The organism is Kitasatospora sp. NPDC094019 (genome assembly GCF_044764505.1).
In the GTDB taxonomy this organism is placed as follows: domain Bacteria; phylum Actinomycetota; class Actinomycetes; order Streptomycetales; family Streptomycetaceae; genus Kitasatospora.
The window spans coordinates 223,922-247,267 of sequence record NZ_JBIWIF010000005.1 but is presented as its reverse complement, the minus strand read 5'-3'; the positions used below and the strand labels follow the sequence as shown (position 1 = coordinate 247,267).

The following is a 23,346-nucleotide window of genomic DNA, read 5'->3' as shown; positions in this document are numbered from 1 at the left end:
GTGAGCGACCTTCCCTTCGGATTCGGCGTTCCGCCCGAGGAGCCCGAGGACGGCAAGGCCAAGCCCGACGACGACGCGAAGAAGAAGGACCGGGGCGAGGAGCCCACCGGTCCGCAGTCCTTCGGCTTCAGCGGGAACAACCCGCTGGGCGCCCTGTTCGGCATGGGCCTGCCCGGCATGCCCGGCGGACCCGGCGCGGGCGGACCCGGCGCCCCCGGCGCGGGCGACAACCCCTTCGCCGCGATGTTCGGCGGCCTCAACCCCAACGACCTCGGCGCCGCCTTCCAGCAGCTCGGCCAGATGCTCTCCTTCGAGGGCGGCCCGGTGAACTGGGACCTCGCCAAGGACATCGCCCGGCAGACCGTCGTCGCCGAGCCCGTCGAGGGCAAGAGCAAGGACCGCTCCGTCGGCGACGCCGAGCGCTCCGCCGTGGTCGAGGCCGTCCGCCTCGCCGACCTGTGGCTCGACGGCGTCACCACCTTCCCCTCCGGCGCCGGCACCGCCGTCGCCTGGAGCCGCGCCGAGTGGATCGAGGCCACCCTCCCGGTCTGGAAGGACCTCGTCGACCCCGTCGCCGAACGGGTCGGCAACGCCATGGGCGGCGTCCTCCCCGAGGAGATGCAGGCCATGGCCGGCCCGCTGATGGGCATGATGCGGTCCATGGGCGGCGCCATGTTCGGCACCCAGATCGGCCAGGCCCTCGGTGCCCTCGCCGGCGAGGTGGTCGGTTCCGCCGACGTCGGCCTGCCGCTCGCCCCGGCCGGCAAGGCCGCGCTGCTGCCCCAGAACGTCGCCGAGTTCGGCGAGGGCCTCAGCGTGCCCGCCGAGGAGGTCCGCCTCTACCTGGCCCTGCGCGAGGCCGCCCACCAGCGGCTGTTCGCCCACGTGCCGTGGCTGCGCGCCCACCTCCTCGGCGCCGTCGAGGCGTACGCCCGCGGCATCAAGGTCGACAGCTCCCGGATGGAGGAGCTGGTCGGCCAGATCGACCCGGGCAACCCCGAGGCCCTGCAGGAGGCCCTCGCCGGCGGCCTGCTCCAGCCCGAGGACACCCCCGAGCAGAAGGCCGCCCTCGCCCGCCTGGAGACCGCCCTCGCGCTCGTCGAGGGCTGGGTCGACGCCGTGGTGCACGCCGCCGCCGAGCCCCACCTGCCGCAGGCCGGCGCCCTGCGCGAGACCGTCCGGCGCCGCCGCGCCGCGGGCGGGCCCGCCGAGCAGACCTTCGCCACCCTGGTCGGCCTCGAACTGCGCCCCCGCCGGCTGCGCGACGCCGCCCGGCTCTGGGCGCTGCTCGCCGACGCCCGCGGCACCGAGGGCCGCGACGACCTCTGGCAGCACCCCGACATGCTCCCCACCGCCGCCGACCTCGACGACCCGGACGCCTTCGTGCACCGCGGCAGCGCCGACGGCCTGGAGGGCGGCATCGACTTCGACGCCATCGACAAGCTGCTCGGCGAGGCCGCCGCGGGCGGGTCCGGCACCGGTGGGACCGGCGCTGCCGGAACCGGCACCACCGACCCCGGTCCGGTGAAGAACAACGGCACCGACGACGAGCACGGGAAGGGCGAGCCCACCGCATGACGGCCACCGAGACGGACCGCGCCGGCCTCCACGGGGGCGAGGCCCCCGGGGGCGGCGCCCTGCACGCCGACGCGGTCCGCGCCCTGACCGACTGGCGGCCCGCCGAACCCGCACAGGACCGGCTGCGCCTCGACTACCTGAACCACCTCGCCGAGCAGCCCGGGGGCATGTACCGCTCCTGCCTGCCCGCCCACATCACCGCCAGCGCCGCCGTCGTCGACCCCGCCGCCGGGCGCGTCCTGCTCACCCTGCACCCCAAGGTCGGCCGCTGGCTGCAGATGGGCGGCCACTGCGAACCCGGTGACGCCGACCTCGCCGCGGCCGCCCTGCGCGAGGCCACCGAGGAGTCCGGCATCCCCGGCCTCGCGCTGCTCACCCGCGACGGCGCGCCCGTCCCGGTCAAGCTGGACCGGCACCAGGTCCGCTGCACCGGCAAGGACCGGCCGGAGAACACCCACCTCGACGTCCAGTACATCGCGGTGGCCCCGCCCGGCGCCCGGGCGCTGATCAGCGAGGAGTCGCTCGACCTGCGCTGGTTCGACTACGACCGCCTGCCGGAGCTCACCGACCAGTCGGTGCGCGACCTCGTCGCCCGCGCGCGCGAGCTCACCGGCTGAGGCGTTCAGAGGCGCAAGCACGATCCGAGGGGCGCGGGCCGCATTGGCCCGCGCCCCTCGGATCGTCTTCTCTCCGGCCTCCGTCCGGCTTCCGCCTTCCGGGAATCCCGGGCGCGCAGCCGCGGGACTCAGCCGCAGGACTCGGCCGGACCGGGCTCCTCCGGATCCGCGTGCCGGGCCCCCGGGATGTGCGGCAGCCGGGCCGCCGACACCACACCCTCCAGATAGCCCCGCGCCCGCTCCGTCCGCGGATACGCCTCCAGCAACGCCCAGAAGTCCGGACCGTGGTCCGGCACCAGCAGATGTGCCAGCTCGTGCAGCAGCACGTAGTCGACCACGTACTCCGGCATCCCCTGCAGCCGGTGCGAGAGCCGGATCGTCCGCTCACTGGGGGTGCACGAACCCCAGCGCGAGTTCTGATTGGTCACCCAGCGCACCTGGGCCGGCCGGGCGCGACCGCCCAGATAGGCCACCGAGAGCTCCCGCGCCCGGGCCACCAGCGCATCGTCGCCGAGCACCCGGCGGCTCTCCTGCGCCGCCAGCTTGTCCAGCATCTGCGCGACCCAGCGCTGCTCCTCCGCGTGCGACATCCGGGCCGGGATCAGCACGATCGTGCGATCGCCCTCGCGGTACGCGGACACCGTCCGGCTGCGGCGGGCACTGCGCCGCACCTCCACCCGGGAGCGGTCGAAGGGCTCCCGCGCGGGTGACGGCTGCTGCTCCTGACGCTGCTGCTCCGGACGCCCACGCGTACTCGGCGCCGCCACTTGCGACCCGGACGCTGCACGGGCACGCCGAGGCGACGCCGGGGGATGGGAGTCCCGTTCGGCTGCCATGGCACACGACGTTACCCGTTACCCCTGACAGAAGTCCGCTGCCTTGGCCGAAATCTTTCGTGGAGCGATCGGGAACGAAAGGCCGACGGAAGGTGTCCGGAATCCGACGCCGGACCGCACGCCAAGTTATCCACAGGGCATGCGAACGGATCATCCGCTCATCGCCCCCCGCCTGTGGACAACCGGACGCACCCCGTCGCCCCGGTCGGGCATGCTGCCGTCAGCCGTCCGGAAACGATCGGGAGGAAGACCACCGTGCGCCTCGCCCTCAAGCCCGCCCTCTCCCGCAGCTGGCGGGACTCGGACACCCTGCAGTTCGGCACCGTCCCCCAGCACGCGGGGGTGCTCGCCCACGCCTCCGGCACGGTGCTGCGCGAGTTCCTCGACCTCGTCGACGGGACTCGCGACCGGCCCGCGCTCCTGGCCGAGAGCGAGCGGATCGGCTTCGGCCGCGACCCGGCCGACTCGCTGCTCGACCTCCTGGAGGAGGCCGGGGTGCTCGACGACGCCGAAGCCTCGGCCGGCGCCCTCGCCCTGTTCCCGCAGCCGCACCGCGACCTGCTCGGCCCGGACCTCGCCTCGCTGTCGCTGATCCATCCGGGCCCCGGAGCCGCTCCCGCCGTCCTGGCCCGGCGGCCCGGGCGCGCCGTCGAGGTCCGGGGCGCCGGCCGGATCGGGGCGGCCGTGGGCGCGCTCCTCGCCGCGGGCGGCATCGGCACGGTCACCGTGGTCGACTCCGGCCGGGTCGCGCCGGGCGACTGCTCCCCCGCCGGGCTCCCGCCGACCGATGTCGGCCGGGTCCGCGCCACCGCCGCCCGCGAGGTCGTCGACCGGGCCGCGGCCCGGAGCCCGGCCCGGCGCGACCGGCGCCCCCGACCGGGGCCGCCCGACCTGGTGGTGCTGGCGCCCCGCGACGGCAGCGCGGCCTTCGCCGGCGGCACACCCCTCGCCCGGGAGCTGCTGCGGGCCGGCGTCCCGCACCTCTACGTCGGCGTGGTCGAGGAGTTCGGGGTGGTCGGCCCCCTGGTCGTGCCCGGAGCGTCGGCCTGTGGCCACTGCCTGGTACTGGCCCGGGAGGACCAGGACGCCGCCTGGCCCAGGATCCTCGCCCAACTCGCCGAGGGCGGCCCCGGGCAGGCGCCGACCCCGGCCTGCGACCTCGCGCTCGCCACCTCGGTCGCCGCGCTGGCCGCGCTGCACGTCCAGGTGTACCTGGACGGCGGGCGTCCGCCCAGCCTGGACGGCTGGTGCGAACTCTCGGCGGTCGACGGGATGCCCCGCCGCCTCCGGCTCAAGGGCCACCCGGACTGCGGGTGCCTCTGGCAGCCGACCGCACCGCACTGAGACCGGCGGCCGGAATCGCGCCGCCGGACCACCAACACCCGAGGGAGGAGGACGTATTGATCAACCGTCAGTCACGGGAGGGCGCACCGGGACCCCGACGGCCGGCGTGGACGAGGAGAGGGCCTCCGAAGCGGGAAAAGAGGGCACCACAGGGCCCTGGAACTACTACTGTGGCGTCGGCCGCCCGGCCGATGCCGACGGTGGCCCGCGCAACGATCGCAACGCTCGTGCACGACCTCACCGAGAGGTATCGACATGATCACTCGCAGATCGCTCATCGGCGCCGGGGCCCTGGCCGTCCCGCTGGCCGCCGTACCGGCCCTGCCCGCCGTCGCCACGGCGGCCGGGGCCCGACGACGACGATGGTCCAGGCTCTCCGACCATCTGCACGGCACGCTCGTCCTTCCCGGCGACCCGGCCTACGGCGTCGCCAAGCAGATCGGCCAGGCCCGCTTCGACGCGATCGAACCGGCCGCCGTCGCCTACTGCGCCGACGAGGCCGATGTCGCCCTCTGCCTCCGCTACGCCCAGGACCAGGACCTGCCGATCGCCGTCCGCGCCGGCGGCCACAGCGGCGGCGGTTGGTCCACCGGCACCGGCCTGGTGGTCGACGTCTCCCGGCTGAACGGCGCCGCGGTGACTCCCGGGGCGGCGACCTTCGGCGGCGGCACCCAGCTGGTCGACGTCACCAACGCCGTCGCCCCGCACGGCCTCGCCGTCTCCGGCGGCTTCTGCCCCACCGTCTCCCTCGGCGGTTTCCTCCAGGGCGGCGGCATCGGCCTGTTGACCCGCCACGTCGGCATCTCCAGCGACAAGGTGACCTCGGCCCGGGTGGTGCTGGCGAGCGGCCGGACCGTCACCGCCTCGCCCCAGGAGCACGACGACCTGTACTGGGCGCTGCGCGGCGGCGGGGGCGGCAACTTCGGCGTCGTCACCTCCTACACGGTGACCCCGGTCCCGGTGACGGCGCTGACCATGGCCAGCCTCACCTGGTCCTTCGACCGCGCGGTGGATGTGCTGGACGCCTGGTCGCACTGGCTGCCCGACGCCCCGCGGACCCTCGGCGGCGGGGCGGTGGTCGGTCTGCGGGACGCCGCGCCCGGTGCCACCCCGTTCGTCTCGGTCCTGATCGGATCGGTCGGCACCGAGGCCGAACTCAACACCCAGATCGGCCGGTTGGTCGACCTGGTGGGCGCGGTGCCGGCCAGCAGGAGCGGCTACACCGCCCCGTACCTGTCCGTCATGATGGGCTTCTACGGCTGCGGCGCCTACACCCAGGACCAGTGTCACCGGACCGGTACCGGGCCGGCGGCCCTGCTGCCCCGGCCGACCGCCGCCGTGGACCGGGGCCGACTCTTCGACGCCCCGCCGCCGCGCTCGGTCTGGGACGCCGCGGTCGGCCTGCTGGACCGGGACCGGCTGGCCGGGCAGCAGCGGATGGTGCAGTTGAGCGCGCTCGGCGGCGCCGCCAACGATCCGGCGCGCACGGCCACCGCGTACGTCCACCGGAACGCGCTGTTCAACGCGAGCCTCGGCGCGGTGATCGCCTCCGGACCGGTGGACGAGACGGCGGTCGCGGCGGCCCGGAGCTGGGCGGACGCCGGTTTCGCGGTGCTCGACCCGCACTCCTCCGGCGAGACGTACCAGAACTTCGTCGACCCCGGACTGCCGGACTGGCGGCGCGCCTACTACGGGGAGAACTATCCCCGGCTGGTTTCGGTGAAGCGCCGGTACGACCCGCACCGGCTGTTCTCCTTCGCCCAGGCCGTCGGCGCCTGAGACCGCCCCGGGCGGTCCCGGGCGGTCGTCGGGCCCGGACAACCGGGCCCGACGGCGGCCGGCACCGCTCCGGCGGGGCGACCGATTCCGGCCGGGGCCGCACCGTCGAGCGGGCACAATGGCGTATGACGGTCGGCCCCCGCCGCGGGGGCCTGGGGCGTGTCGACTTGGAGGCCCGGGTGAGCGATCTTCCGCGCAAGGCAATGACCCGCACGGCAAGACTCGCCGCCCTGCCGCTGGGGATAGCCGGCCGGGCCACCCTCGGGCTGGGGAAGCGGATCGGCGGCCGGTCGGCCGAGGTGGTGACGGCCGAGCTGCAACAGGCGACCGCCGACCAGCTGTTCAAGGTCCTGGGCGAGCTCAAGGGCGGGGCGATGAAGTTCGGACAGGTCCTGTCCGTCTTCGAGGCCGCGCTGCCCGAGGAGGTGGCCGGCCCCTACCGGGCCGCGCTGACCAAGCTGCAGGACGCCGCGCCGCCGATGCCGGCCGCGAAGGTGCACGCGGCGCTGGCGGAGCGGCTGGGCGCGGACTGGCGGGGCCTGTTCCTGGAGTTCGAGGACCGGCCGTCGGCGGCCGCGTCGATCGGCCAGGTGCACCGGGCGGTGTGGCACGACGGCCGCACCGTCGCGGTCAAGGTCCAGTACCCGGGAGCGGGTGACGCGCTGCTGGCGGACCTGTCGCAGCTGAGCCGGGTGGCCTGGCTGCTGGGTCCGCTGATTCCGGGCCTGGACATCAAGCCCTTGATCACGGAGCTGCGGGAGCGGGTCGCCGAGGAGCTCGACTACGAGCTGGAGGCCCAGGCCCAGCGCCGTCACGCCGAGGAGTTCGCGGACGATCCGGAGATCGCGGTGCCCGGGGTGGTCGCCCAGGCGGACCAGGTCCTGGTGTCGGAATGGATGGACGGCACACCCCTCTCCGAGGTGATCACCTCGGGGTCGCAGGAGGAGCGGGACCGGGCGGGGAAGCTGCTGGCGCGGTTCCTGTTCGCCGGTCCGTCGCGCACGGGGTTGCTGCACGCGGATCCGCATCCGGGCAACTTCCGGCTGCTGAAGGACGACGGCCCGGTGGAGGGCTGGCGACTGGGGGTGCTGGACTTCGGGACGGTGGACCGCGTGCCGGGCGGTTTGCCGGCGCCGATCGGGGCGTCGCTGCGGATGGCGCTGGCCGGGGACGCGGCGGGTGTGCTGGCGATGCTGCGCGAGGAGGGCTTCGTGAAGCCCTCGATCGAGCTGGATCCGGACGCGGTGCTGGACTACCTGGTGCCGATCATCGAGCCGGCCGCGGTGGAGTCGTTCCACTTCACCCGGGCGTGGATGCGGGCCCAGGCGGCCCGGATCGCGGACCCGCGCTCCCCCGCGTACAACCTGGGCAAGCAGTTGAACCTGCCGCCGTCGTACCTGCTGATCCACCGGGTGACGCTGAGCACGATCGGGGTGCTGTGCCAGTTGGGCGCGCAGGCGCCGTTCCGGGCCGAGATGCTGGAGTGGCTGCCGGAGTTCGAGGGACCGGGATCGGCGGGCGGCCGGCCGACGGCGAGGCCGACGGCTCCGAAGGGCGCCACCCGGAAGAGCAGCCCGCGGAAGAGCACGTCGCAGCCGGCCGGCGACCCGAAGGCCGGCAAGACCCCGGCGGCGAAGCGGTCCGCGCCGCCGCGGCGCCGGGGCCCGGCCGCCGGGGACTGACCGCCCCGCGTCGACCTCCCCGCCGTCCCCGGCCTCGGGGCGGCAACGGCCGCAGGCCGCCCCCCGGGGTCGGGGGGCGGCCTGCGGCGCGACGGGGGTCGTTCCGGGGAACCGGACGGGTACCGGCGTCCCGGTCACCCGGCGGCGTTGCCGGAACATGGCGATATCGCCTCGGGTCGGCGCCACCTCTCGGTGGTCCGACCTCGGGGCGAGATCACATCAGGGCGACGGCCAGGGCCTTGCGGGCCCGCATCGAGGCGCGCTCGGCCTTCTGCTTGAGCCGGTGTGCCCGGGCGACCCGGCCGACGAGCCGTTGGTGCTCGGCCTCCTGGAGGCGCTCTTGCATATGGGCCCGGGCCAGGGATTCGTGGAGGAGTTGCATTTCGAGGGTCCTGTTCTGGATCTGAAGTTCGGTGGTCTGCTCAGCGCGGACGGTCGGATCGATGGCGGCGGCGGTCATGTGGTGGTCCTGCTCGGGGTGTGTCGACGGAAAGGGGATGCGGGCGGCGTCGGCCTTGGCGGCGGCGAGGCGTACGGAGCGGCGAAGGGAGTCGTCCGGCAGGGGCTGCTCTCCCCGGTGGACGGCCTCGGCCCCGGACGCGGGGTTCACGCCGCGACCTCGGTCTTGCGCGGGCGGCCGCGCGGCCGCTTGCGGGCCACGACAACACCCTGGACGAAGAGCTCGCCACCCCAGACGCCCCAGGGCTCGCGGCGCTCGACCGCACCGGTGAGGCAGAGGTCCTTGACCGGGCAGGTGCCGCAGAGGGACTTCGCGTACTCGACGTCGGCGGGCGTCTCGGCGAAGAAGACCTCAGGGTCGAAGGCGCGGCACGGGATGGGGAGACCGAGCTGCTCGGCCTGGTCGATCGAGGTGAACTGCATGGGGAGAACCTCCGGGGGGTCGGCCTGGTCGGCCTTGATCTGGCTTGTCGGCGGTACGGACGGGGTGGGCGGTGTGATGACCGTGGACACTGGTTGCGTCTTCCTCGTCTTTTCAGTGGGTCCGGCTCAGCTGACTGGTGGGGCTGGGCCGGAGGCCCCGGAGGGCCTGGTTGGTCTTGCGTACCGGACAAAACAGAAGGGCCGCGGATCCCGGTGTGACGGGGTTCCGCGGCCCTGGAGGCGCCGACCTGAGGTTGCTCAGGTTCGTTCTCTCCAGGGTTCAGGCCCGCGGAAGGCCCGCATCCGGATGGCCGTGGCGTCCGTAAAGACGGCCATGGCCTGCTTGATCTGCTGCTCGTTCTGCTTCTGGGCGTTTCCGGCACCGATGACCTGCGCATAGCCGCCATGCATGGCGGCGGCTACGGCCGCCTTCGGTGCCTGGGTCGGTCGCTCGTCACGCGGGGAGCGGGACGCGTCGACCGAGGCCCAGTCACGGGAGAGACCAGTCTCGACACCGGTGCTGTCGAAGCTGCCGCCCTCGCTGCCATTGCCGCCGAGGCCAGTGTGTCCAAGACCACTGACAACGGAGACGACGGCGACGGGAGCAACCGCGACACGGGTGGCGTCGAGACCCAGACCGACTCCGCACAGCTCGGCGGTGATCCGCAGGCTGGCGGCACGCAGGGAGGCAGCGTCGACGGTCTGGCCAGTCATTTTGGTGATCATGATGTCCACTGTCTTCGCCTCCTCTCGGCGTCTCGCGGAGCCTGGTTTCCCTGGCTCCGAACTGTTCGGATGTCTGTCTCGGTGAAGCTGGTGGGGCAGGGGAGCACCGCGACAGGCGTGACCCTGTGCGATCGCGTCCCCTTGACCGCTCCGGCAGGCTATTGCGCTCCCGGTACGGCGCGCAAACTATTTTTCCGGCGAGTTTCCCGACGGTCTCCTCGGCGCTTCCCGGCGCCGGCTGTGATCGCCCCGGACCGGCTCAGGCCGGTTCGTCCGACCGACCGTCCGTGACGTCCGCCGGATCCCCCTCGGGCTCCTCCCCCGCACACAACGAGAGCACGGCCGCCCCGTATTTGTCCAGCTTCATGGCACCGACCCCGGAGATCCCCGCCAGCTCCTGGCGGTTGGCGGGGACGTCCTCGGCGATGGCCATCAGGGTGGCGTCGGTGAAGACGACGTAGGCGGGCACGCCCTGCTCCCGGGCCTGCGCGGCGCGCCATTCGCGCAGCCGCTCGTAGAGCGCCTCGTCCATGGTGGAGGGACAGGTCTCGCAGCGGCGGAGCTTGCGCTCGACGGCCTCGGTGAGGACCCGCTCGCAGACCCGGCAGACGACCGGGCCGCGGACCCGGCGCCCGGCGGAGCGCTCGCCGCCCTCGGCCCCACCGCGGCCACCGCGGCCGGCGGGGCGGCTGCCGGGGGCGCTGGAGCCGGGGCGCAGCCCGTCCAGGAAGCGGGTGGGCTTGCGCGAGGCCCGGCCGCCCGGGGAGCGGGAGAGCGCCCAGGAGAGGGAGAGGTGCTTGCGGGCGCGGGTGACTCCCACGTAGAGGAGGCGGCGCTCCTCCTCGACCTGCTCGTCCGTCTTGGCGTAGATGATCGGCATCGTGCCCTCGGTGAGGCCGACGAGGAAGACGGCGTCCCATTCGAGGCCCTTGGCGGCGTGCAGGGAGGCGAGGGTGACGCCCTCGACGGCGGGGGCGTGCTGGGCGGCGGCGCGGGCGTCCAGCTCGGCCACGTAGGCGGCGAGGTCGGTGGTCAACCCCTCGGCGGTGCGGCCGCGTTCGAATTCCTCGGCGAGCCGGACCAGGGCGGCGAGGGATTCCCAGCGGTCCCGGACCGCGCCGGAGCCGGCCGGGGGCTCGGGGGTGAAGCCGCGGGCGGCCAGCACCGCGCGGACCTGTCCGGCGAGGTCGGGGGCGCCGTCGGTGACGGGGTCGGAGCCGGCCCGGGCCGCGCCGCGGAGCAGGACGCCGGCGTCCCGGACCTCGGGGCGTTCGAAGAACCGCTCGGCGCCCTTGAGCTGGTACGGGACGGCGAGGTCGGAGAGGGCCTGCTCGTAGACCTCGGACTGGCCGTTGGTGCGGAAGAGGACGGCGATCTCGCTGGCGCGCACCCCGGCGGCGATGAGGTCCTTGATCCGCCGGGCGGTGGTCTCGGCCTCGGTGGGCTCGTCCTCGTACTCGGTGTAGAGGGGCTCCGGGCCGGCCTCGCGCTGGGAGACGAGTTCGAGGCGGTGGCGGGCGGCCTCGCCCCTGGCCTGGGCGAGCAGCCCGTTGGCGAGGTGGACCACCTGGGGGGTGGAGCGGTAGTCGCGGACCAGTTTGACGACGGTGGCCCCGGGGTGACGGGCGCGGAAGCCGAGCAGGTAGTCGGGGGTGGCGCCGGTGAAGGAGTAGATGGTCTGGCTGGCGTCGCCGACGACGCAGAGGCTGGCGCCGCCGCCGGGCCCGGTCCACTGGTCGAGGAGGCGCTGCTGGAGCGGGGAGACGTCCTGGTACTCGTCGACGGTGAAGTGCCGGTACTGGGCCCGGACCTGGTCGGCGATGTCGGGGCGGTCCTCCAGGATGGCGGCGGTGAGCAGCAGGACGTCCTCGAAGTCGATGTTCCCGCGGCGGGTCTTGGTCTCCTCGTAGACGCGGTAGACCTGGGCGGTCTCGGCCGGGTCGCGGGGGGCCTCGCGGCCGGACTTGGCGACGGCCGCGGGGTAGTCGTCGGGGCCGGTCTGGGTGACCTTGGCCCATTCGATCTCGGCGGTGAGGTCGCGCAGTTCGGTGCGCTGGACCCGCAGGCCGCAGCGGCCGGCGGCCTCCGCGACCAGCTGGACCTTGCGTTCGAGCAGCTGGGGGACGGCGCCGCCGATGGCGCGGGGCCAGAAGTAGTGGAGCTGGCGCAGCGCGGCGGCGTGGAAGGTACGGGCCTGGACGCCCTCGGCGCCGAGCTGGCGCAGGCGGCCGCGCATCTCGCCGGCGGCGCGGGCGGTGAAGGTGACGGCGAGGACCTGCTGGGGCTGGTAGACGCCGCTGCGCACGCCGTAGGCGATGCGGTGGGTGATGGCGCGGGTCTTGCCGGTGCCGGCGCCCGCGAGGACGCAGACGGGGCCGTGCAGGGCGGTGGCGACGGCCCGCTGTTCGGGGTCGAGTCCGGCGAGGACGGCGTCGGGGCCGCCGGCGGCGGGGTGGCCGGCCCGGTGGGCGTCCTGGTGTCCGTCGAACGGGCTGCCGCTCAAGAGGTCTTCCTGCATGCGTTCCATCCTCTCAGCCCGGGCGGACATCCCGGGCGGGGTTGTCCACAAGCCCGGTGCGATCACCGGATGATCGCGGCGCGGACGGCGGGTGGTGGCGCACCCGGGGCGCGTGTCCCCGGGCGTGTGCCCCTGGCTCGCGCCGGTAAGCCCGGACCGGACCAGGACCGACGCCGTGGAATGCCCCGGACCGACGCCGTGGAATGACCGCCGGGCGGTCGACGTTGTCCCCCCGGAGCCGTGAAACGCACGCGGTACCGGTACGCGCGCGCATTCGCGTCCGCACGCCCCTCTCCACCCGATTCGCTATCCGAAGGAGTCCCCTCGATGTCCGGCAGCGTGACGATGTACAGCACGACCTGGTGCGGCTACTGCAACCGGCTCAAGAGCCAGCTGGAGCGCGAGGGCATCGGCTACACCGAGATCAACATCGAGGAGGACCCGACCTCGGCGTCCTTCGTCGAGTCGGTGAACGGCGGCAACCAGACCGTGCCGACCGTGCTGGTGACGCCGGCCGGCGGCGGCGAGCGGGTCGTGATGACCAACCCGAGCCTGCTCCAGGTGAAGAAGGCCCTGGCGGCCTGACGCCCGGCGGTCCCGACCGACGCCCCGGCCGACGGTCCCGGCCGACGCCCCGGCCGGCGCGCGCCCGCCCCGCGGGTCACGGCGCGTCGGCCCGGGCCGGGTCGACGGGTGCGGCGGGCGCGGGCAGCGTGGTCCGGGCGGCGAGGTCGCCGACCCCGTAGACCAGCCGGCTGCGGTCGGCGGAGTAGCGGGTCTCGATCACCCGGACCGGCCCGCGCCGGTCGTAGGTGACCCGGGTCTGGACCACCAGCGGCACCCCGGGGCCGCCCTGGAACCACTGCGCCTCCTCGGGTCCGGGCATCCGGGCGACCAGGTGGTCGACGGCCCCGACCTCGGTGCGGCCGAGGGCGGCGAGCACGGCCTCGTCGCCGCCGTCGATCTGGTCGGGTTCCATCAGCGGGGTGCCGGCGGCGAGGCCGGCCCGGTAGTGGCTCTCCTCGATGGAGTACGGCTCGCGGTCGAGCAGGCGCAGCTGGCGGCGGACGACGATGGCCTCGCCGGGGCGCAGTCCGAGGCGCTCGGCGATGTCGACCCGGGCCCGGACGATCATCATCTCGAAGTCGACGGTGAGTTCGCGTCCGCTGTCGTCGGCCTCGCCCCGGTAGACGGCGCTGGGGGTGGCCAGGCAGTCCAGCGGGGCGGGGTCCTGCGGTTCGAGGCGGGGTGCGGGCCCGTAGGCGCGGTGGTCGAGCACGGGGTGCTCGCGCAGGTAGGTGCCCTTGCCCTGGAGCCGGACGAGCCGGCCCTCGTTGACGAGGACGTCCACGGCCAACCGGACGGTGTTGCGGGCGACGCCGTACTGGCGCTCCAGCTCGCTCTCGACCGGGAGGGCGGCCGCGGTGGTGAACTCGCCCTCGGCGATGCGGCGGCGCAGGTCCGCGGCAAGGCGCTGGTATTTGGGGGATTGGGCGGTGCCCCGGGGGATTGTCACCCGAGTGAATGTAGCGAGACGGGTGAGCGGCTTTCAGGCGTTTGCGGCAAAGTCGCCCGGGATCGGTGACGCCGTCCACCCGGTGGGCCGGGGCCCTTCCGAACAGGGCCGCTCCGGTTACGAACATCCTGGGGAGACGGGTTCGGAATGCAAATTGGGGGCGCGCGAATCAACTCCGCGCGCCCCCAATCCTTGGAACGCTCCGAACCGCCCACCCGTCGGCGCGACCGCCGGAATTACCAGCGGGCCGCCGTCGGCAGCGGCGAGCCGTACCAGAGTTCGACCAGGTGCCGGGCGATCGAGATCCCGGACGGCGGCAGGATCTCCCCCGCCTCCATGCCCGCCCGCAGCTCCTCCCGGGAGAACCAGCGCGCCTCGGCCAGCTCCTCGCCGTCCACGGTGATCGCGGTGCCGTCCGGGTGCGCCCGGCCCAGGAAGCCCAGCATCAGGCTGGACGGGAACGGCCACGGCTGGCTGGCCACGTAGGAGACCTCGGCGACCTTCACCCCGGCCTCCTCGTACACCTCCCGCACCACCGCCTGCTCGATCGACTCCCCCGGCTCGACGAAGCCGGCCAGCGTCGACCAGCGGCCCTCGGGCCACAGCGCCTGGCGGCCGAGCAGGCAGCGGTCCTGCTCGTCGGTGATCATCATGATCACCGCCGGGTCGGTGCGCGGGTAGTGCTCGGCCGCGCAGGAGGTGCAGCGCCGCACGTGCCCGGCGCCGGCCTTCTCGGTCGGGTGGCCGCAGCGCGAACAGAAGCTGTGCAGCCGGTGCCAGTGCTCCAGCGCGACGGCGTGCACCAGCAGCCCGGCGTCCCGGTCCGAGAGCAGCGCGCCGACCTCGCGCAGTCCGGCCGGACGGGCGTCGCCGTCCAGCCGGCCCGGCAGGCTCTCGCCCGCCAGCGCGAAGTAGGAGACGCCGTCCTCGTCGGTGCCGAGGAAGTACCGGTCGCCGGTCTGCGGTGCCTCGAAGGAGGGCAGCAGGACCAGCTCGGTCCCCTGCCCGCTGTCCACCACGAACGCCTCGCCGCCGGCGATCGGCAGCACCTTGGTGGACGGGTGGCTCCACGCCGCCGCCAGCCAGGGCTCGTCCAGCCGGTGCTGGGCCGCCCGGTCCACCCCGGCCCGGGCCAGCGCCAGGTGCAACGGGTGTTCGGTCTCAGGCACGGTGCTCAACTGTTCCATCCCCACGTGATGAGTCTTCCGGACGGGTCGGGTGCGCCGCGCGGGCGGGGCGGCGGGCGGGTCCCGCCGCCCCGGCCGCGCGCTGCCGATTCACTCCTGCCCGCCGCCGGGCCGCCAGGTCTCGGCGAGGTCGGCCCACAGGTAGGCGGCGGTCTCGACGCCCTTGGCCAGCAGGTCCAGCTCCACCTTCTCGTCGACCGAGTGCCAGCCGTCCGAGGGCACCGAGATGCCGAGGAACAGCACCGGCGCGCCGAGCACGTCCTGGAGGTCGGCGGCGGGGCCGGAACCACCCTCGCGGGTGAACAGGATCCGCTGCTCGAAGGCCCGGCCCATGGCCCGGACGGTGGACTGCAGGGCCGGGTGGTCGAGCGGGGTCAGACAGGGCCTGGTCGCGCCCGGGAAGACCAGCTCGTACCTGATGCCCTCGGGCACCCGGTCGGCCACCCAGGTGCGGACGGCCTCGCGGACCTTCTCGACCTCCTGCCCGGCGACCAGCCGGAAGGACAGCTTCAGATGGGCCGAGGAGGGCACGATGGTCTTGCCGCCGGGGCCGGTGTAGCCGCCCCAGATGCCGTTGACCTCGGCGGTCGGGCGGGCCCAGATCCGCTCCAGGGTGGAGTAGCCGGCCTCGCCGCGGGTGCCGTACGACTTCGCGACCTTCAGCCAGGCGGCCTCGTCGAAGGGCAGCTCGGCGAAGAGCTCCCGCTCGCGGTCGGTCAGCTCGACCACGCCGTCGTAGAAGCCGGGCACGGCGACCCGGTGGTCGGCGTCGTGCAGACCGGCGGCCAGCTCGGCGGCGACGGCGGCCGGGTTGGGCACGGCACCGCCGAAGGAGCCGGAGTGGATGTCGGTGTCCGGCCCGAACAGGTCGATCTGGGCGTCCGCGAGGCCGCGCATGCCGGTGCAGACGGTCGGCGTGGTCTCGGACCACATGCCGGTGTCCGAGATGACGACGACGTCGGCGGCCAGCCGGTCGGCCTCGCGGCGGACCAGCTCGGCGAAGTGCGGCGAACCGGACTCCTCCTCGCCCTCGACCAGCAGCTTGAGGTTGACGGCCGGCGCGGTGCGGCCGGTGGCGGCCAGGTGGGCCCGCACCCCGAGGGTGTGGAAGAAGACCTGGCCCTTGTCGTCGGCGGCGCCGCGGGCGTACAGCCGGTTGCCGACCACGGTCGGCTCGAACGGGTCGGTCGCCCAGCCGTCCTCACGGGCGGCGGGCTGCACGTCGTGGTGCCCGTAGACGAGCACGGTCGGCGCGGACGGGTCCCCGGAGGACCACTCGGCGAAGACCGCCGGCAGGCCGTCCGTCTCCCACACCTCGGCCACCGGGAAGCCGGTGTCGCGCAGCTTGGCGGCCAGCCACTCGGCGGAGCGCCGCACGTCCGCGGCCCGGTCGGGGTCGGCGGACACCGAGGGGATGCGCAGCCAGTCGGCGAGGTCCGCGAGGAAGCCGGCCTGGTGCTGGTCGATGAAGGAGCGGACGACGCTGTCCGGGGTTTTCGTCATACGGACGACTTTAGTTCGCCCGGGCACCCCGCAACGGCCCCGGTCCCACCGGGTGGCCGCCGCGGGGCCTGTAACGTCCGTCACCCCCGGGCCCGCCCGAGGGGCGGTGGCCGGGGGTGACGGGTCGACCGGTGCGGCGGGAGCGGGCCGCCCCCGCCCGGATCAGCCGGAGCGGCGCAGCAGCGAGATCCGCGAGCGGGTGAGCAGCGCGGCCAGCCCGACCGCGAGCAGCGGCAGCACGATCACGGTGACCCCGATGTTGAGCCAGGGGAACACCAGGACGCCCTTGGCCGCCTCCTCCTGGAGGCTCATCCCGGGATAGGTCGCCGAGGCCGCCTCGACCTTGCGCAGGGCGACGGCGGGCACGACGCCCGCGACCGCTCCGAGCAGGGCGCCCATGGCGGCGATGACCCCGCACTGGAAGCCGGAGAGGGTGCGCCGGATCCGGGGCGCGGCGCCGACGGCGGCGAGGGTGGTGAGGTCGCGCTGGGAGTCGGCGGCCGCGAGGCCGGTGGCGATGCCGGCGGCGCCGAGGGCGACGAGACCGGCGAACGCGGTGAGCCCGAGGCTGATCAGGTCGCCCGGGGACCGGTAGCCGCGTTCGACGTCGAACTCGACGCCGTCGGACAGCTTGGCGAGGGCGGCGCGGGCCCGCTGCTCGCTGCCGTCGGTGGGCGCGGTGTCGGGCAGCCAGACGGAGCCGGCGTCGCTGCTGGTCAGGCCGAGGCGGCGGACGGTGTCGGCGCCGACCACGGCGGTTCCGCCGAGGGCGGTGTCTCCGGCGGCGAGCACGGCGTCGACGGTGACGGTGCGCACGGCGGGCTCGAAGTTCGCGTCCATCGGCCCGTCCGGGTAGGGCTCGGTGAGGTCGAGGGAGACCTTGCCGTCCTTGAGGTAGCGCTCGTCGAAGACGACGGCCCTGCCGTCGGCGACCGCCTGTCCGAAGGCCGGGTCGGTGACGCTGTAGAGGTTGCGCAGCAGGCTGGCATCGCCGACCTGGACGGCGCCGAAGCTGTTGCCCCGGCTGATCCGGTCCTCCTTGCAGCGCGGGTCCTCACGGCCGAGCCGGTCGATCTCCTCCGAGGTGAGGCTGCGCCGGTTCTTGCCCCAGATCGGGCATTGCCGCTCCTCGGGCAGGGCCAGCGAGACGTGGCCGCAGCTGCTGCCGCCGGCCCGGCAGTCGCCGAGGTAGTTGACCCGCTGGACGTCGGCACGGACGCCGAGGCCGGGGACGGAGTTCTGCACGGCGCCGCGCTGCTGGGCGAGCATCGAGCCGTCCGCGGAGGCGCCCCAGCCGCTGGCCAGGATGACGGCGTTGGCCGGTCCGGAGGCCACGTACTCGCGGCGGTGCTGCTCGTCGCTGCTGGCGACGTAGACACCGACGGCGACGCTGCCGGCGACGGCGGCCATGACGGCGGCGACGGCGGGGGCGGTACGGCCGCGGTGGCGGACGGAGTCGCGCAGGGCGAGGCGGGGGCCGAGCGGCAGCCAGCGGCCGATCCGGCCGAACAGGCCGACCAGGTAGGGGGTGAGGGCGACCATGCCGAGTTCGGCGATCACGGAGCCGCCGAGCACGGAGAGGGAGCGGCCGCCGAAGCCGCCGGTGGAGCCGAGCAGGGCGAGGGCGGAGCCGCCGCCGAGCATCAGCAGGCCGAGCAGGGCGAGCTTGCGGCTGGGCGGCTTGAGGGTGTCGCGCCCGGTGAGGGCGGCGACGACATCCTGCCGGGACGCCTGGACGGCGGGCACGACGGCGGCGAGCAGCCCGGTGACGAGGCCGATCAGGAGGATGCCGAGCAGGTCGAGCGGCTGCAGGTCGAAGTGGCCGAAGCGCTCGCCGGCGGCCGCCTCGGCGCGGCCGCGGAACAGCGCGACGAGGCCGATGCCGCCGGCCAGGCCGACGACGGCGCCGGTGAGGCCGAGCACGACACCGCCGCCGAGGACGACGGCCCGCACCTGGGCGCGGTCACCGCCGCCTGCGGCGAGCAGGCCGAGCTGGCGGCGGGAGCGGCGGGCGCCGACGGCGAAGGCGGGACCGGCCAGCAGGACGATCTCCAGCAGGGCCATGCCGACCACGGTGCCGAGGACGACCACGGCCGTCCGGTCGAAGAAGGGGGTGGAGCTGCCGCTGCCGCGGCTGTCCAGGTAGGCGTAGAACGGCACCTCGGAGCGGGCCGGCGGGTCGAGCAGCACGGCGCGCGAGGAGGCCAGGAAGCCGTACTTGTTGAGCTCCATCACCTTGGGCCAGTCCAGGCCGGCCCCGGCCGGGAGCTTGACCAGCCAGTGGCTGACCCCTTCGCTCACCGAGCTGCCGCCGCCGCGGAGCGGGGAGCCCCCGGGCAGCTTGTCGATCAGGGAGCCGGGGCGGGCGAACAGCACGGCGGAGCGCAGTTCGCCCGGGTACTCGGCCACGCCGGTGATGGTGTACGGGGCGGCTTCGAGGCCGCGGGGCGCGGTGCGGTCGCCGATCCTCAGCCCGGAGGTGTCGAGGAACTCCTGGCTGACGGCGACCTCGTGGTCGGCGCCGGGGGCGCGGCCCTTGACGATGTTGTAGCGGCCGCGCCAGACCGGGTCCGCGATGTCGGCCTCGGTGATCCGGACGTTGGTGAGGCCCTCGGCGGTGGTGGTGGCGATGAAGGGGCCCTCGCGGTACGGCACCAGGGTGGCGCCGGGCAGGAGCCGGCGGGCGAGGTCGGCGGGCTCGGTGTCGAGGCTGAGCCGCTGCTCGGGGGTGTAGGCGGGCTGCCCGTTCTCCTTCTTCGTCTCCCCGGCGTCGGTGCTCCGGAAGTCCTCCTCGGGGTCGGGGGCCTGGAGGACGACGGTGCCGCGGTCCAGGATCCGCAGGTCGGCGGCGGACTGGCCCATGGTGCGGACGACCTTCTCGGCCGGGTCGAGCTCGGCGCTGCGGAAGACGACGTCGGCGCCGGCGACGCCGAGCACGGGCAGGGCGACCATGGCGACGACGAGGGCACTGCGGCCCTTGGCGCGCAGGGCGTCGCGGCGGGCGATGCGCAGGGCGACCCGCCAGGAACCGAGCTTCACTCCGCCACCGGGCCCTTCGCGTTGGTGGCGGCGGCGACGAGGAGGCTGCCGGCGTCCTGGCTGGCGCTCTCGTCGACCATGCGGCCGTCGCGGAGGAAGACGACCCGGTCGGCCCAGGCGGCGTGCCGGGCCTCGTGGGTGACCATCATGGCGGCGGCGCCGGCGTCGCAGCGGGCGCGCAGGACGGCGAGCACGGACTCGCCGGTGGTGGAGTCGAGGGCGCCGGTGGGCTCGTCGGCGAGGACGAGGCGGCGGTCGCCGATGAGGGCGCGGGCGATGGCGACACGCTGCTGCTGGCCGCCGGACATGTCGTCGGGGAAGCGGTCGGCGAGTTCGGGGATGCCGAGCTCCTCCAGCGCGACCAGGGCCTCGCGGCGGGCGGCACGGGCGGAGACGCCGTCGAGCTCGCGCGGCAGCGAGATGTTCTCGGCGGCGGTGAGGGCCGGTATCAGGTTGTAGTCCTGGAAGACGTAGCCGATGGAGCGGCGGCGGACCTCGGCGAGCCGCTTGCGGTTGAGGCCGCCGAGGGCGACGCCCTCGACCAGGACCTGGCCGGTGCTGGGGGTGTCGAGGCCGCCGGCGAGGGTGAGCAGGGTGGACTTGCCGGAGCCGGACGGGCCCATGACGGCGACGAACTCGCCGGGGCGGACCTTGAGGTCGACGCCGCGCAGCGCCTGGACCTCGGCGGCGCCCTGGCCGTGGACACGGGTGACGTTGTCCAGGTGCAGGACGGCGGCGCCGTTCCTGGTCGGATCGGTGTGGGACACGGTTCCCCCTGCTGTGGTGGGGCCCGTCGCGCGGTGGCGGCGGTCGGGCCGGTGGTTCGGGTTTCGGGCCGGTCGGGTTCCGGCGCCGGCCGGCGGTGCGGGCCGGCCGGGTGTCAGGTCCTGCTGCGGCGGCGGCCGAAGCGGGCGGGCGCGGCCGCCGGGCCGTCACCCGCCCCGGCGGTGCGGCTCTCGGCCGCGCGGGCCTGCTCCGCCTCCGCGTGCGTGGCGAGCCGGGTCTCGCAGTGGTCGAGCCAGCGGACCTCGGCCTCGGTCTGGAAGATCAGCTGTTCGAGGACGAGCAGCCAGGCGAGGTCGGAGCCGGGCTGTCCGGACCCGCCGGGCCGGCTCTCGCCGGCCAGGGCCCGGGCCTTGAGCCGGGTGTAGTCCTGGAGCGCCTTGATGCTGTGCCGGCGCTGGCCCTGGACGACGGCGGGCACGTCGACACCGGGGACGGTGACGGCCATGGCGAGCTTGATCGCGAGTTCGTCCCGGGGCGGGTTGGTGCGCGGCACCGGGGTGTCGAACCAGGTCCGCAGTTCGGCCCGGCCGGCGTCGGTGGCCTCGTAGAACTGGTGTCCCTCCTCGTCCTCCCCGGCGGGGACGACCAGGCCGTCGCGCTCCAGTCGGGCCAGCGTGGTGTAGACCTGGCCGACGTTCAGCGGCCAGGTGGCGCCGGTGCGCGCCTCGAACTCGGTTCTCAGCTGGTAGCCGTAACGCGGCCCCTGGTCGAGCAGGGCGAGCAGGCCGTGGCGAATGGACATACCGAGTATGTATACCCGGTATGCTCGACGGGTCAAGCCGGGACCGAAGGGGCGCACCCCGGACAACACCCCCGAACAGCACCACGGCAAGCACCCCGGCAGCGCCCCAGGACAGCCGCCGGATCCGGGCCCCGGGACGGGAGCCGACGCGGGCGGACCGGCGGCGACCGGTAACGTCGTACGGCGTGAGCCAGTTGCGCATCGCCACCTTCAACCTGTTGCACGGCCGACCGCTGGCGCCCGACGGCGCCCCGCAGCCCTTCCCGCCCGACCCCGGGGGGCCGCTCGCGGAGGCGGTGGCCGCGCTCGACGCCGACGTGCTGGCGCTCCAGGAGGTGGACCGCCACCAGGCCCGCTCCGGCGGCACCGACCAGGCCGCCGTCGCCGCCGCCGCGATGGGCGCCACCGACTGGCGCTTCGCCGCGGCCCTGCACGGCCGCCCCGCGCCGGTGGCCGGCTGGCTGCCGGAACCCTCGGCGCCGCCCGGGATCCGGGTGTACGGGCCGTCCGACCTCGGCGGGCAGGCCCCGCCCGCCTACGGCACCGCGCTGCTGACCCGGCTGCCGGTGCTGCACTGGCGGGCCCGCCGGTTCGCCCCGGCGCCGTTCGGGCTCCCGCTGCGGGTGGCCGGACGGCGCGGGCTGACGCCCGTTCCGGACGAGCCGCGGGCGGCGCTGGCGGCGGTGCTGGAGGGCGGGCAGGGGCCGTTCACGGTGGTCGCGGCGCACCTGTCGTTCGTCCCGGGCTGGAACATGGCGCAGCTGGCGGCGATCCGCCGGTGGATCGCCGACCTGCCGCAGCCGTACCTGGTACTGGGGGACTTCAACCTGGTCGGCGCGGTGCCGCGCACGGTCCTGGGCGGGGCGAGCGCGCTGGAGCGGTCGGCGCCCCGGGCCCGGGTGCGGGAGCTGCGGGCGGCCCGGCGGGCCCGCCCGGCGCTGGTGGAGCCGCGCCGGCGGCGGGTGCGGGAACCGCGGGCGCGGCTCCAGGGCTGGTACGACCTGGCGCGGACGCCCACCTACCCCTCGCACCGGCCGACGGTGCAGTTCGACCACGTGCTGGCGGTGGGGGTGCCGCGGACGGCGGTGGGCCCGGCGACGGCGCCGCGCGCGGCGGTGTCGGACCACCGCCCGCTGGTGGTCCCGGTGACGCTGTAGGGAGGGGCCGGCCGGGCGGCCGGCTCACTGCCGGGTGAGGTGCGCGTTCTGCTGCGGGACGGACGGGGCGCGCGGAGCCGGCGGGGCGGGCTGCCCACCGGAGTCGGCCGGGACCGGCGCGGTCGCGGCGGCGGTGACGGTGGCCGGCCGGTCGGCGACCGGCGGCGGGTCGTACTGGAGCAGCAGCATGGCGGCGTCGTCGCCGAGCTGGCGCCCGACGTGGCGCACGACGTCCTCGTGCAGGCGGCGCAGCACCTCGACCGGTCCGCCGTCGGCGTGCCGGGGGAAGCGTTCGGCGAGCGGGTAGAAGACGCCGGCCCGGTCGCGGGCCTCGATGACGCCGTCCGTGAAGAGCAGGACCCGGTCGCCGGGGCGGAGCGGGACCCGGTGGACCGGGGGCCGGACGTCGACGGGGTCGAGGACACCGAGCGGGGGCACCGTCTCGGTGAGTTCGAGCGGGCGGACGGCCTCGCCGCCCCGCAGCAGCAGCGGGGCGGGGTGGCCGCAGTTGACGATCTCGGCGGTGCCGTCGGGGCCGACGCCGATCAGGACGAGGGTGACGAACTCCTCCTCGACGCCGGGGTGGTCGTTCTCGTGCAGGGCGCGGTCGAGGCTGTCGGCGAGCCAGCCGGCGACCTTGTCGAGGGCCGCCTCCTGGTGGGCGGCCTCGCGGAAGGCGCCGAGCACGGCGGCGGCGGTCTCGACCGCGCCGAGGCCCTTGCCGCGCACGTCGCCGACGACGGCGCGCACGCCGTGCCGGGTGTTGACGACTTCGTAGAGGTCGCCGCCGATCCGGGCGTGGGCGGCGGCGGCGGCGTAGTGGACGGCGGCGCGGACGGTGCCGACCCGGTCGGGGACCGGACGCAGCAGGACCCGCCGGGCGATGGAGGCGACGAGCTGGGCGTCGGCGAGGAGGCGCTCCTGGCGCAGCCTCAGGGTGGCGCTGACCCAGCTGATCACGGCGACGAGGACGATGGCGAAGACGGTGGCGCTGTGCACGGACTCGCCCAGGACGTCGTTGTGGACGGCCATGACGAAGGCGGCGACCTCGGTGCAGGCGCCGATGGCGAGGGGGTACCAGGTGCGCCGGCTGACCACGGCGGCCAGCGCGGGGACGGCGGTGAGCGCCGGTTCGACGGTCACCGCGGCGTCGGTGAAGTAGTCGAGGACGACGACCAGCGCCATGCCGATGAACGGCAGCGACAGTGCCGTCCTCGGCCAGGTGCCGGTCGCGCCGGGTGCGGTTCCCGGGGTCGGCCCGGCGAACCGTTCTCTGATCCATCCGGTCGCGCTCAACTTCGGTTCTCCAGCAGAAGACGCGGATGCCCGAGGACACCTGCGGTGATGACTGAGGGTTAGGGAATACGGGCCTCGCTGGCGGCCGGAGCACGGGGGTTGACCGGTTACCGACCCCACAATAGGCGCGAAACGTGCACTACGCACAGGTTTCGCCC

The 23,346-nt window shown here is 74.8% G+C and carries 19 protein-coding genes; 7 read left to right on the top strand and 12 right to left on the bottom strand.

Annotated elements, in window-relative coordinates:
- Entirely contained in the window at positions 1 to 1,578 is a 1,578-nt protein-coding gene (locus ACIQ9P_RS13500; protein WP_402354498.1) for a zinc-dependent metalloprotease, read from the top strand.
- Positions 1,575 to 2,195, top strand: coding sequence for an NUDIX hydrolase (locus ACIQ9P_RS13495; RefSeq protein WP_402354496.1), 621 nt, complete (start codon positions 1,575 to 1,577; stop codon positions 2,193 to 2,195). The genes ACIQ9P_RS13500 and ACIQ9P_RS13495 overlap by 4 nt, the downstream gene beginning before the upstream one ends.
- Before the next feature lie 128 nt (positions 2,196 to 2,323).
- Here the strand turns inward: ACIQ9P_RS13495 and ACIQ9P_RS13490 are convergent, their stop codons facing one another.
- Positions 2,324 to 2,962 (bottom strand): M48 family metallopeptidase, encoded by a 639-nt coding sequence (locus ACIQ9P_RS13490; protein WP_402354494.1) that lies wholly within the window; start codon positions 2,960 to 2,962, stop codon positions 2,324 to 2,326.
- A 324-nt stretch (positions 2,963 to 3,286) separates the two neighbouring features.
- On the opposite strand from ACIQ9P_RS13490, the gene ACIQ9P_RS13485 reads away from it, so the two are divergent.
- The 3 genes from ACIQ9P_RS13485 to ACIQ9P_RS13475 all read left to right on the top strand — a co-directional run bounded on the left by ACIQ9P_RS13485 (position 3,287) and on the right by ACIQ9P_RS13475 (position 7,836).
- Entirely contained in the window at positions 3,287 to 4,375 is a 1,089-nt protein-coding gene (locus ACIQ9P_RS13485; RefSeq protein ID WP_402354492.1) for a ThiF family adenylyltransferase, read from the top strand.
- A gap of 255 nt (positions 4,376 to 4,630) precedes the next feature.
- The gene (locus ACIQ9P_RS13480; protein ID WP_402354489.1) at positions 4,631 to 6,154 is read left to right on the top strand and encodes an FAD-binding oxidoreductase; all 1,524 of its coding nucleotides are present in this window, start codon (positions 4,631 to 4,633) and stop codon (positions 6,152 to 6,154) included.
- A 179-nt stretch (positions 6,155 to 6,333) separates the two neighbouring features.
- Positions 6,334 to 7,836: an ABC1 kinase family protein gene (locus tag ACIQ9P_RS13475; RefSeq protein WP_402354486.1), complete on the top strand. Its 1,503-nt coding sequence runs from the start codon at positions 6,334 to 6,336 to the stop codon at positions 7,834 to 7,836.
- Positions 7,837 to 8,050: 214 nt separating this feature from the next.
- Here ACIQ9P_RS13475 and ACIQ9P_RS13470 read toward each other — a convergent pair whose 3' ends face one another.
- From ACIQ9P_RS13470 to ACIQ9P_RS13455, 4 genes are all read right to left on the bottom strand, one after another.
- Positions 8,051 to 8,296, bottom strand: coding sequence for a hypothetical protein (locus ACIQ9P_RS13470; protein WP_402354954.1), 246 nt, complete (start codon positions 8,294 to 8,296; stop codon positions 8,051 to 8,053).
- A 146-nt stretch (positions 8,297 to 8,442) separates the two neighbouring features.
- Positions 8,443 to 8,808, bottom strand: coding sequence for a WhiB family transcriptional regulator (locus tag ACIQ9P_RS13465; protein ID WP_402354483.1), 366 nt, complete (start codon positions 8,806 to 8,808; stop codon positions 8,443 to 8,445).
- Positions 8,809 to 8,976: 168 nt separating this feature from the next.
- Positions 8,977 to 9,453 carry a hypothetical protein gene (locus tag ACIQ9P_RS13460; protein WP_402354480.1) on the bottom strand — a complete coding sequence of 159 codons (477 nt, stop codon included), beginning with the start codon at positions 9,451 to 9,453 and terminating at the stop codon, positions 8,977 to 8,979.
- 250 nt (positions 9,454 to 9,703) lie between these two features.
- Positions 9,704 to 11,971 (bottom strand): ATP-dependent DNA helicase UvrD2, encoded by a 2,268-nt coding sequence (locus ACIQ9P_RS13455; protein WP_402354477.1) that lies wholly within the window; start codon positions 11,969 to 11,971, stop codon positions 9,704 to 9,706.
- Positions 11,972 to 12,289: 318 nt separating this feature from the next.
- Here ACIQ9P_RS13455 and ACIQ9P_RS13450 point away from each other — a divergent pair, with 318 nt between their 5' ends.
- Positions 12,290 to 12,547 (top strand): mycoredoxin, encoded by a 258-nt coding sequence (locus ACIQ9P_RS13450; protein ID WP_402354474.1) that lies wholly within the window; start codon positions 12,290 to 12,292, stop codon positions 12,545 to 12,547.
- Positions 12,548 to 12,623: 76 nt separating this feature from the next.
- Here ACIQ9P_RS13450 and ACIQ9P_RS13445 read toward each other — a convergent pair whose 3' ends face one another.
- From ACIQ9P_RS13445 to ACIQ9P_RS13420, 6 genes are all read right to left on the bottom strand, one after another.
- The gene (locus ACIQ9P_RS13445) at positions 12,624 to 13,478 is read right to left on the bottom strand and encodes a GntR family transcriptional regulator (protein WP_402354471.1); all 855 of its coding nucleotides are present in this window, start codon (positions 13,476 to 13,478) and stop codon (positions 12,624 to 12,626) included.
- Positions 13,479 to 13,714: 236 nt separating this feature from the next.
- On the bottom strand, positions 13,715 to 14,665 hold the full coding sequence (gene nudC / locus ACIQ9P_RS13440) for an NAD(+) diphosphatase (protein WP_402354468.1): 951 nt from the start codon (positions 14,663 to 14,665) through the stop codon (positions 13,715 to 13,717).
- A gap of 90 nt (positions 14,666 to 14,755) precedes the next feature.
- Entirely contained in the window at positions 14,756 to 16,168 is a 1,413-nt protein-coding gene (locus tag ACIQ9P_RS13435; RefSeq protein ID WP_402354465.1) for a dipeptidase, read from the bottom strand.
- A 162-nt stretch (positions 16,169 to 16,330) separates the two neighbouring features.
- Positions 16,331 to 19,207 (bottom strand): FtsX-like permease family protein, encoded by a 2,877-nt coding sequence (locus tag ACIQ9P_RS13430; RefSeq protein WP_402354462.1) that lies wholly within the window; start codon positions 19,205 to 19,207, stop codon positions 16,331 to 16,333.
- Positions 19,204 to 19,974: an ABC transporter ATP-binding protein gene (locus ACIQ9P_RS13425; protein ID WP_402354459.1), complete on the bottom strand. Its 771-nt coding sequence runs from the start codon at positions 19,972 to 19,974 to the stop codon at positions 19,204 to 19,206. Before ACIQ9P_RS13425 ends, ACIQ9P_RS13430 begins: the two co-directional genes overlap by 4 nt.
- A gap of 113 nt (positions 19,975 to 20,087) precedes the next feature.
- Complete coding sequence (locus ACIQ9P_RS13420; RefSeq protein ID WP_402354456.1) at positions 20,088 to 20,735, bottom strand: PadR family transcriptional regulator; 648 nt, start codon at positions 20,733 to 20,735, stop codon at positions 20,088 to 20,090.
- Positions 20,736 to 20,920: 185 nt separating this feature from the next.
- Here ACIQ9P_RS13420 and ACIQ9P_RS13415 point away from each other — a divergent pair, with 185 nt between their 5' ends.
- Complete coding sequence (locus ACIQ9P_RS13415; RefSeq protein WP_402354453.1) at positions 20,921 to 21,892, top strand: endonuclease/exonuclease/phosphatase family protein; 972 nt, start codon at positions 20,921 to 20,923, stop codon at positions 21,890 to 21,892.
- A gap of 24 nt (positions 21,893 to 21,916) precedes the next feature.
- Here the strand turns inward: ACIQ9P_RS13415 and ACIQ9P_RS13410 are convergent, their stop codons facing one another.
- On the bottom strand, positions 21,917 to 23,188 hold the full coding sequence (locus ACIQ9P_RS13410) for a PP2C family protein-serine/threonine phosphatase (RefSeq protein ID WP_402354450.1): 1,272 nt from the start codon (positions 23,186 to 23,188) through the stop codon (positions 21,917 to 21,919).
- Positions 23,189 to 23,346 lie beyond the last annotated feature (158 nt).

Coding starts and splice junctions, on each gene's coding strand:
- ACIQ9P_RS13435 (WP_402354465.1), bottom strand. CDS start 16,168: ATGACGAAAACCCCGGACAGCGTCGTCCGCTCCTTCATCGACCAGCAC.
- nudC (WP_402354468.1), bottom strand. CDS start 14,665: ATGGAACAGTTGAGCACCGTGCCTGAGACCGAACACCCGTTGCACCTG.
- ACIQ9P_RS13450 (WP_402354474.1), top strand. CDS start 12,290: ATGTCCGGCAGCGTGACGATGTACAGCACGACCTGGTGCGGCTACTGC.
- ACIQ9P_RS13495 (WP_402354496.1), top strand. CDS start 1,575: ATGACGGCCACCGAGACGGACCGCGCCGGCCTCCACGGGGGCGAGGCC.
- ACIQ9P_RS13470 (WP_402354954.1), bottom strand. CDS start 8,296: ATGACCGCCGCCGCCATCGATCCGACCGTCCGCGCTGAGCAGACCACC.
- ACIQ9P_RS13420 (WP_402354456.1), bottom strand. CDS start 20,735: ATGTCCATTCGCCACGGCCTGCTCGCCCTGCTCGACCAGGGGCCGCGT.
- ACIQ9P_RS13455 (WP_402354477.1), bottom strand. CDS start 11,971: ATGGAACGCATGCAGGAAGACCTCTTGAGCGGCAGCCCGTTCGACGGA.
- ACIQ9P_RS13480 (WP_402354489.1), top strand. CDS start 4,631: ATGATCACTCGCAGATCGCTCATCGGCGCCGGGGCCCTGGCCGTCCCG.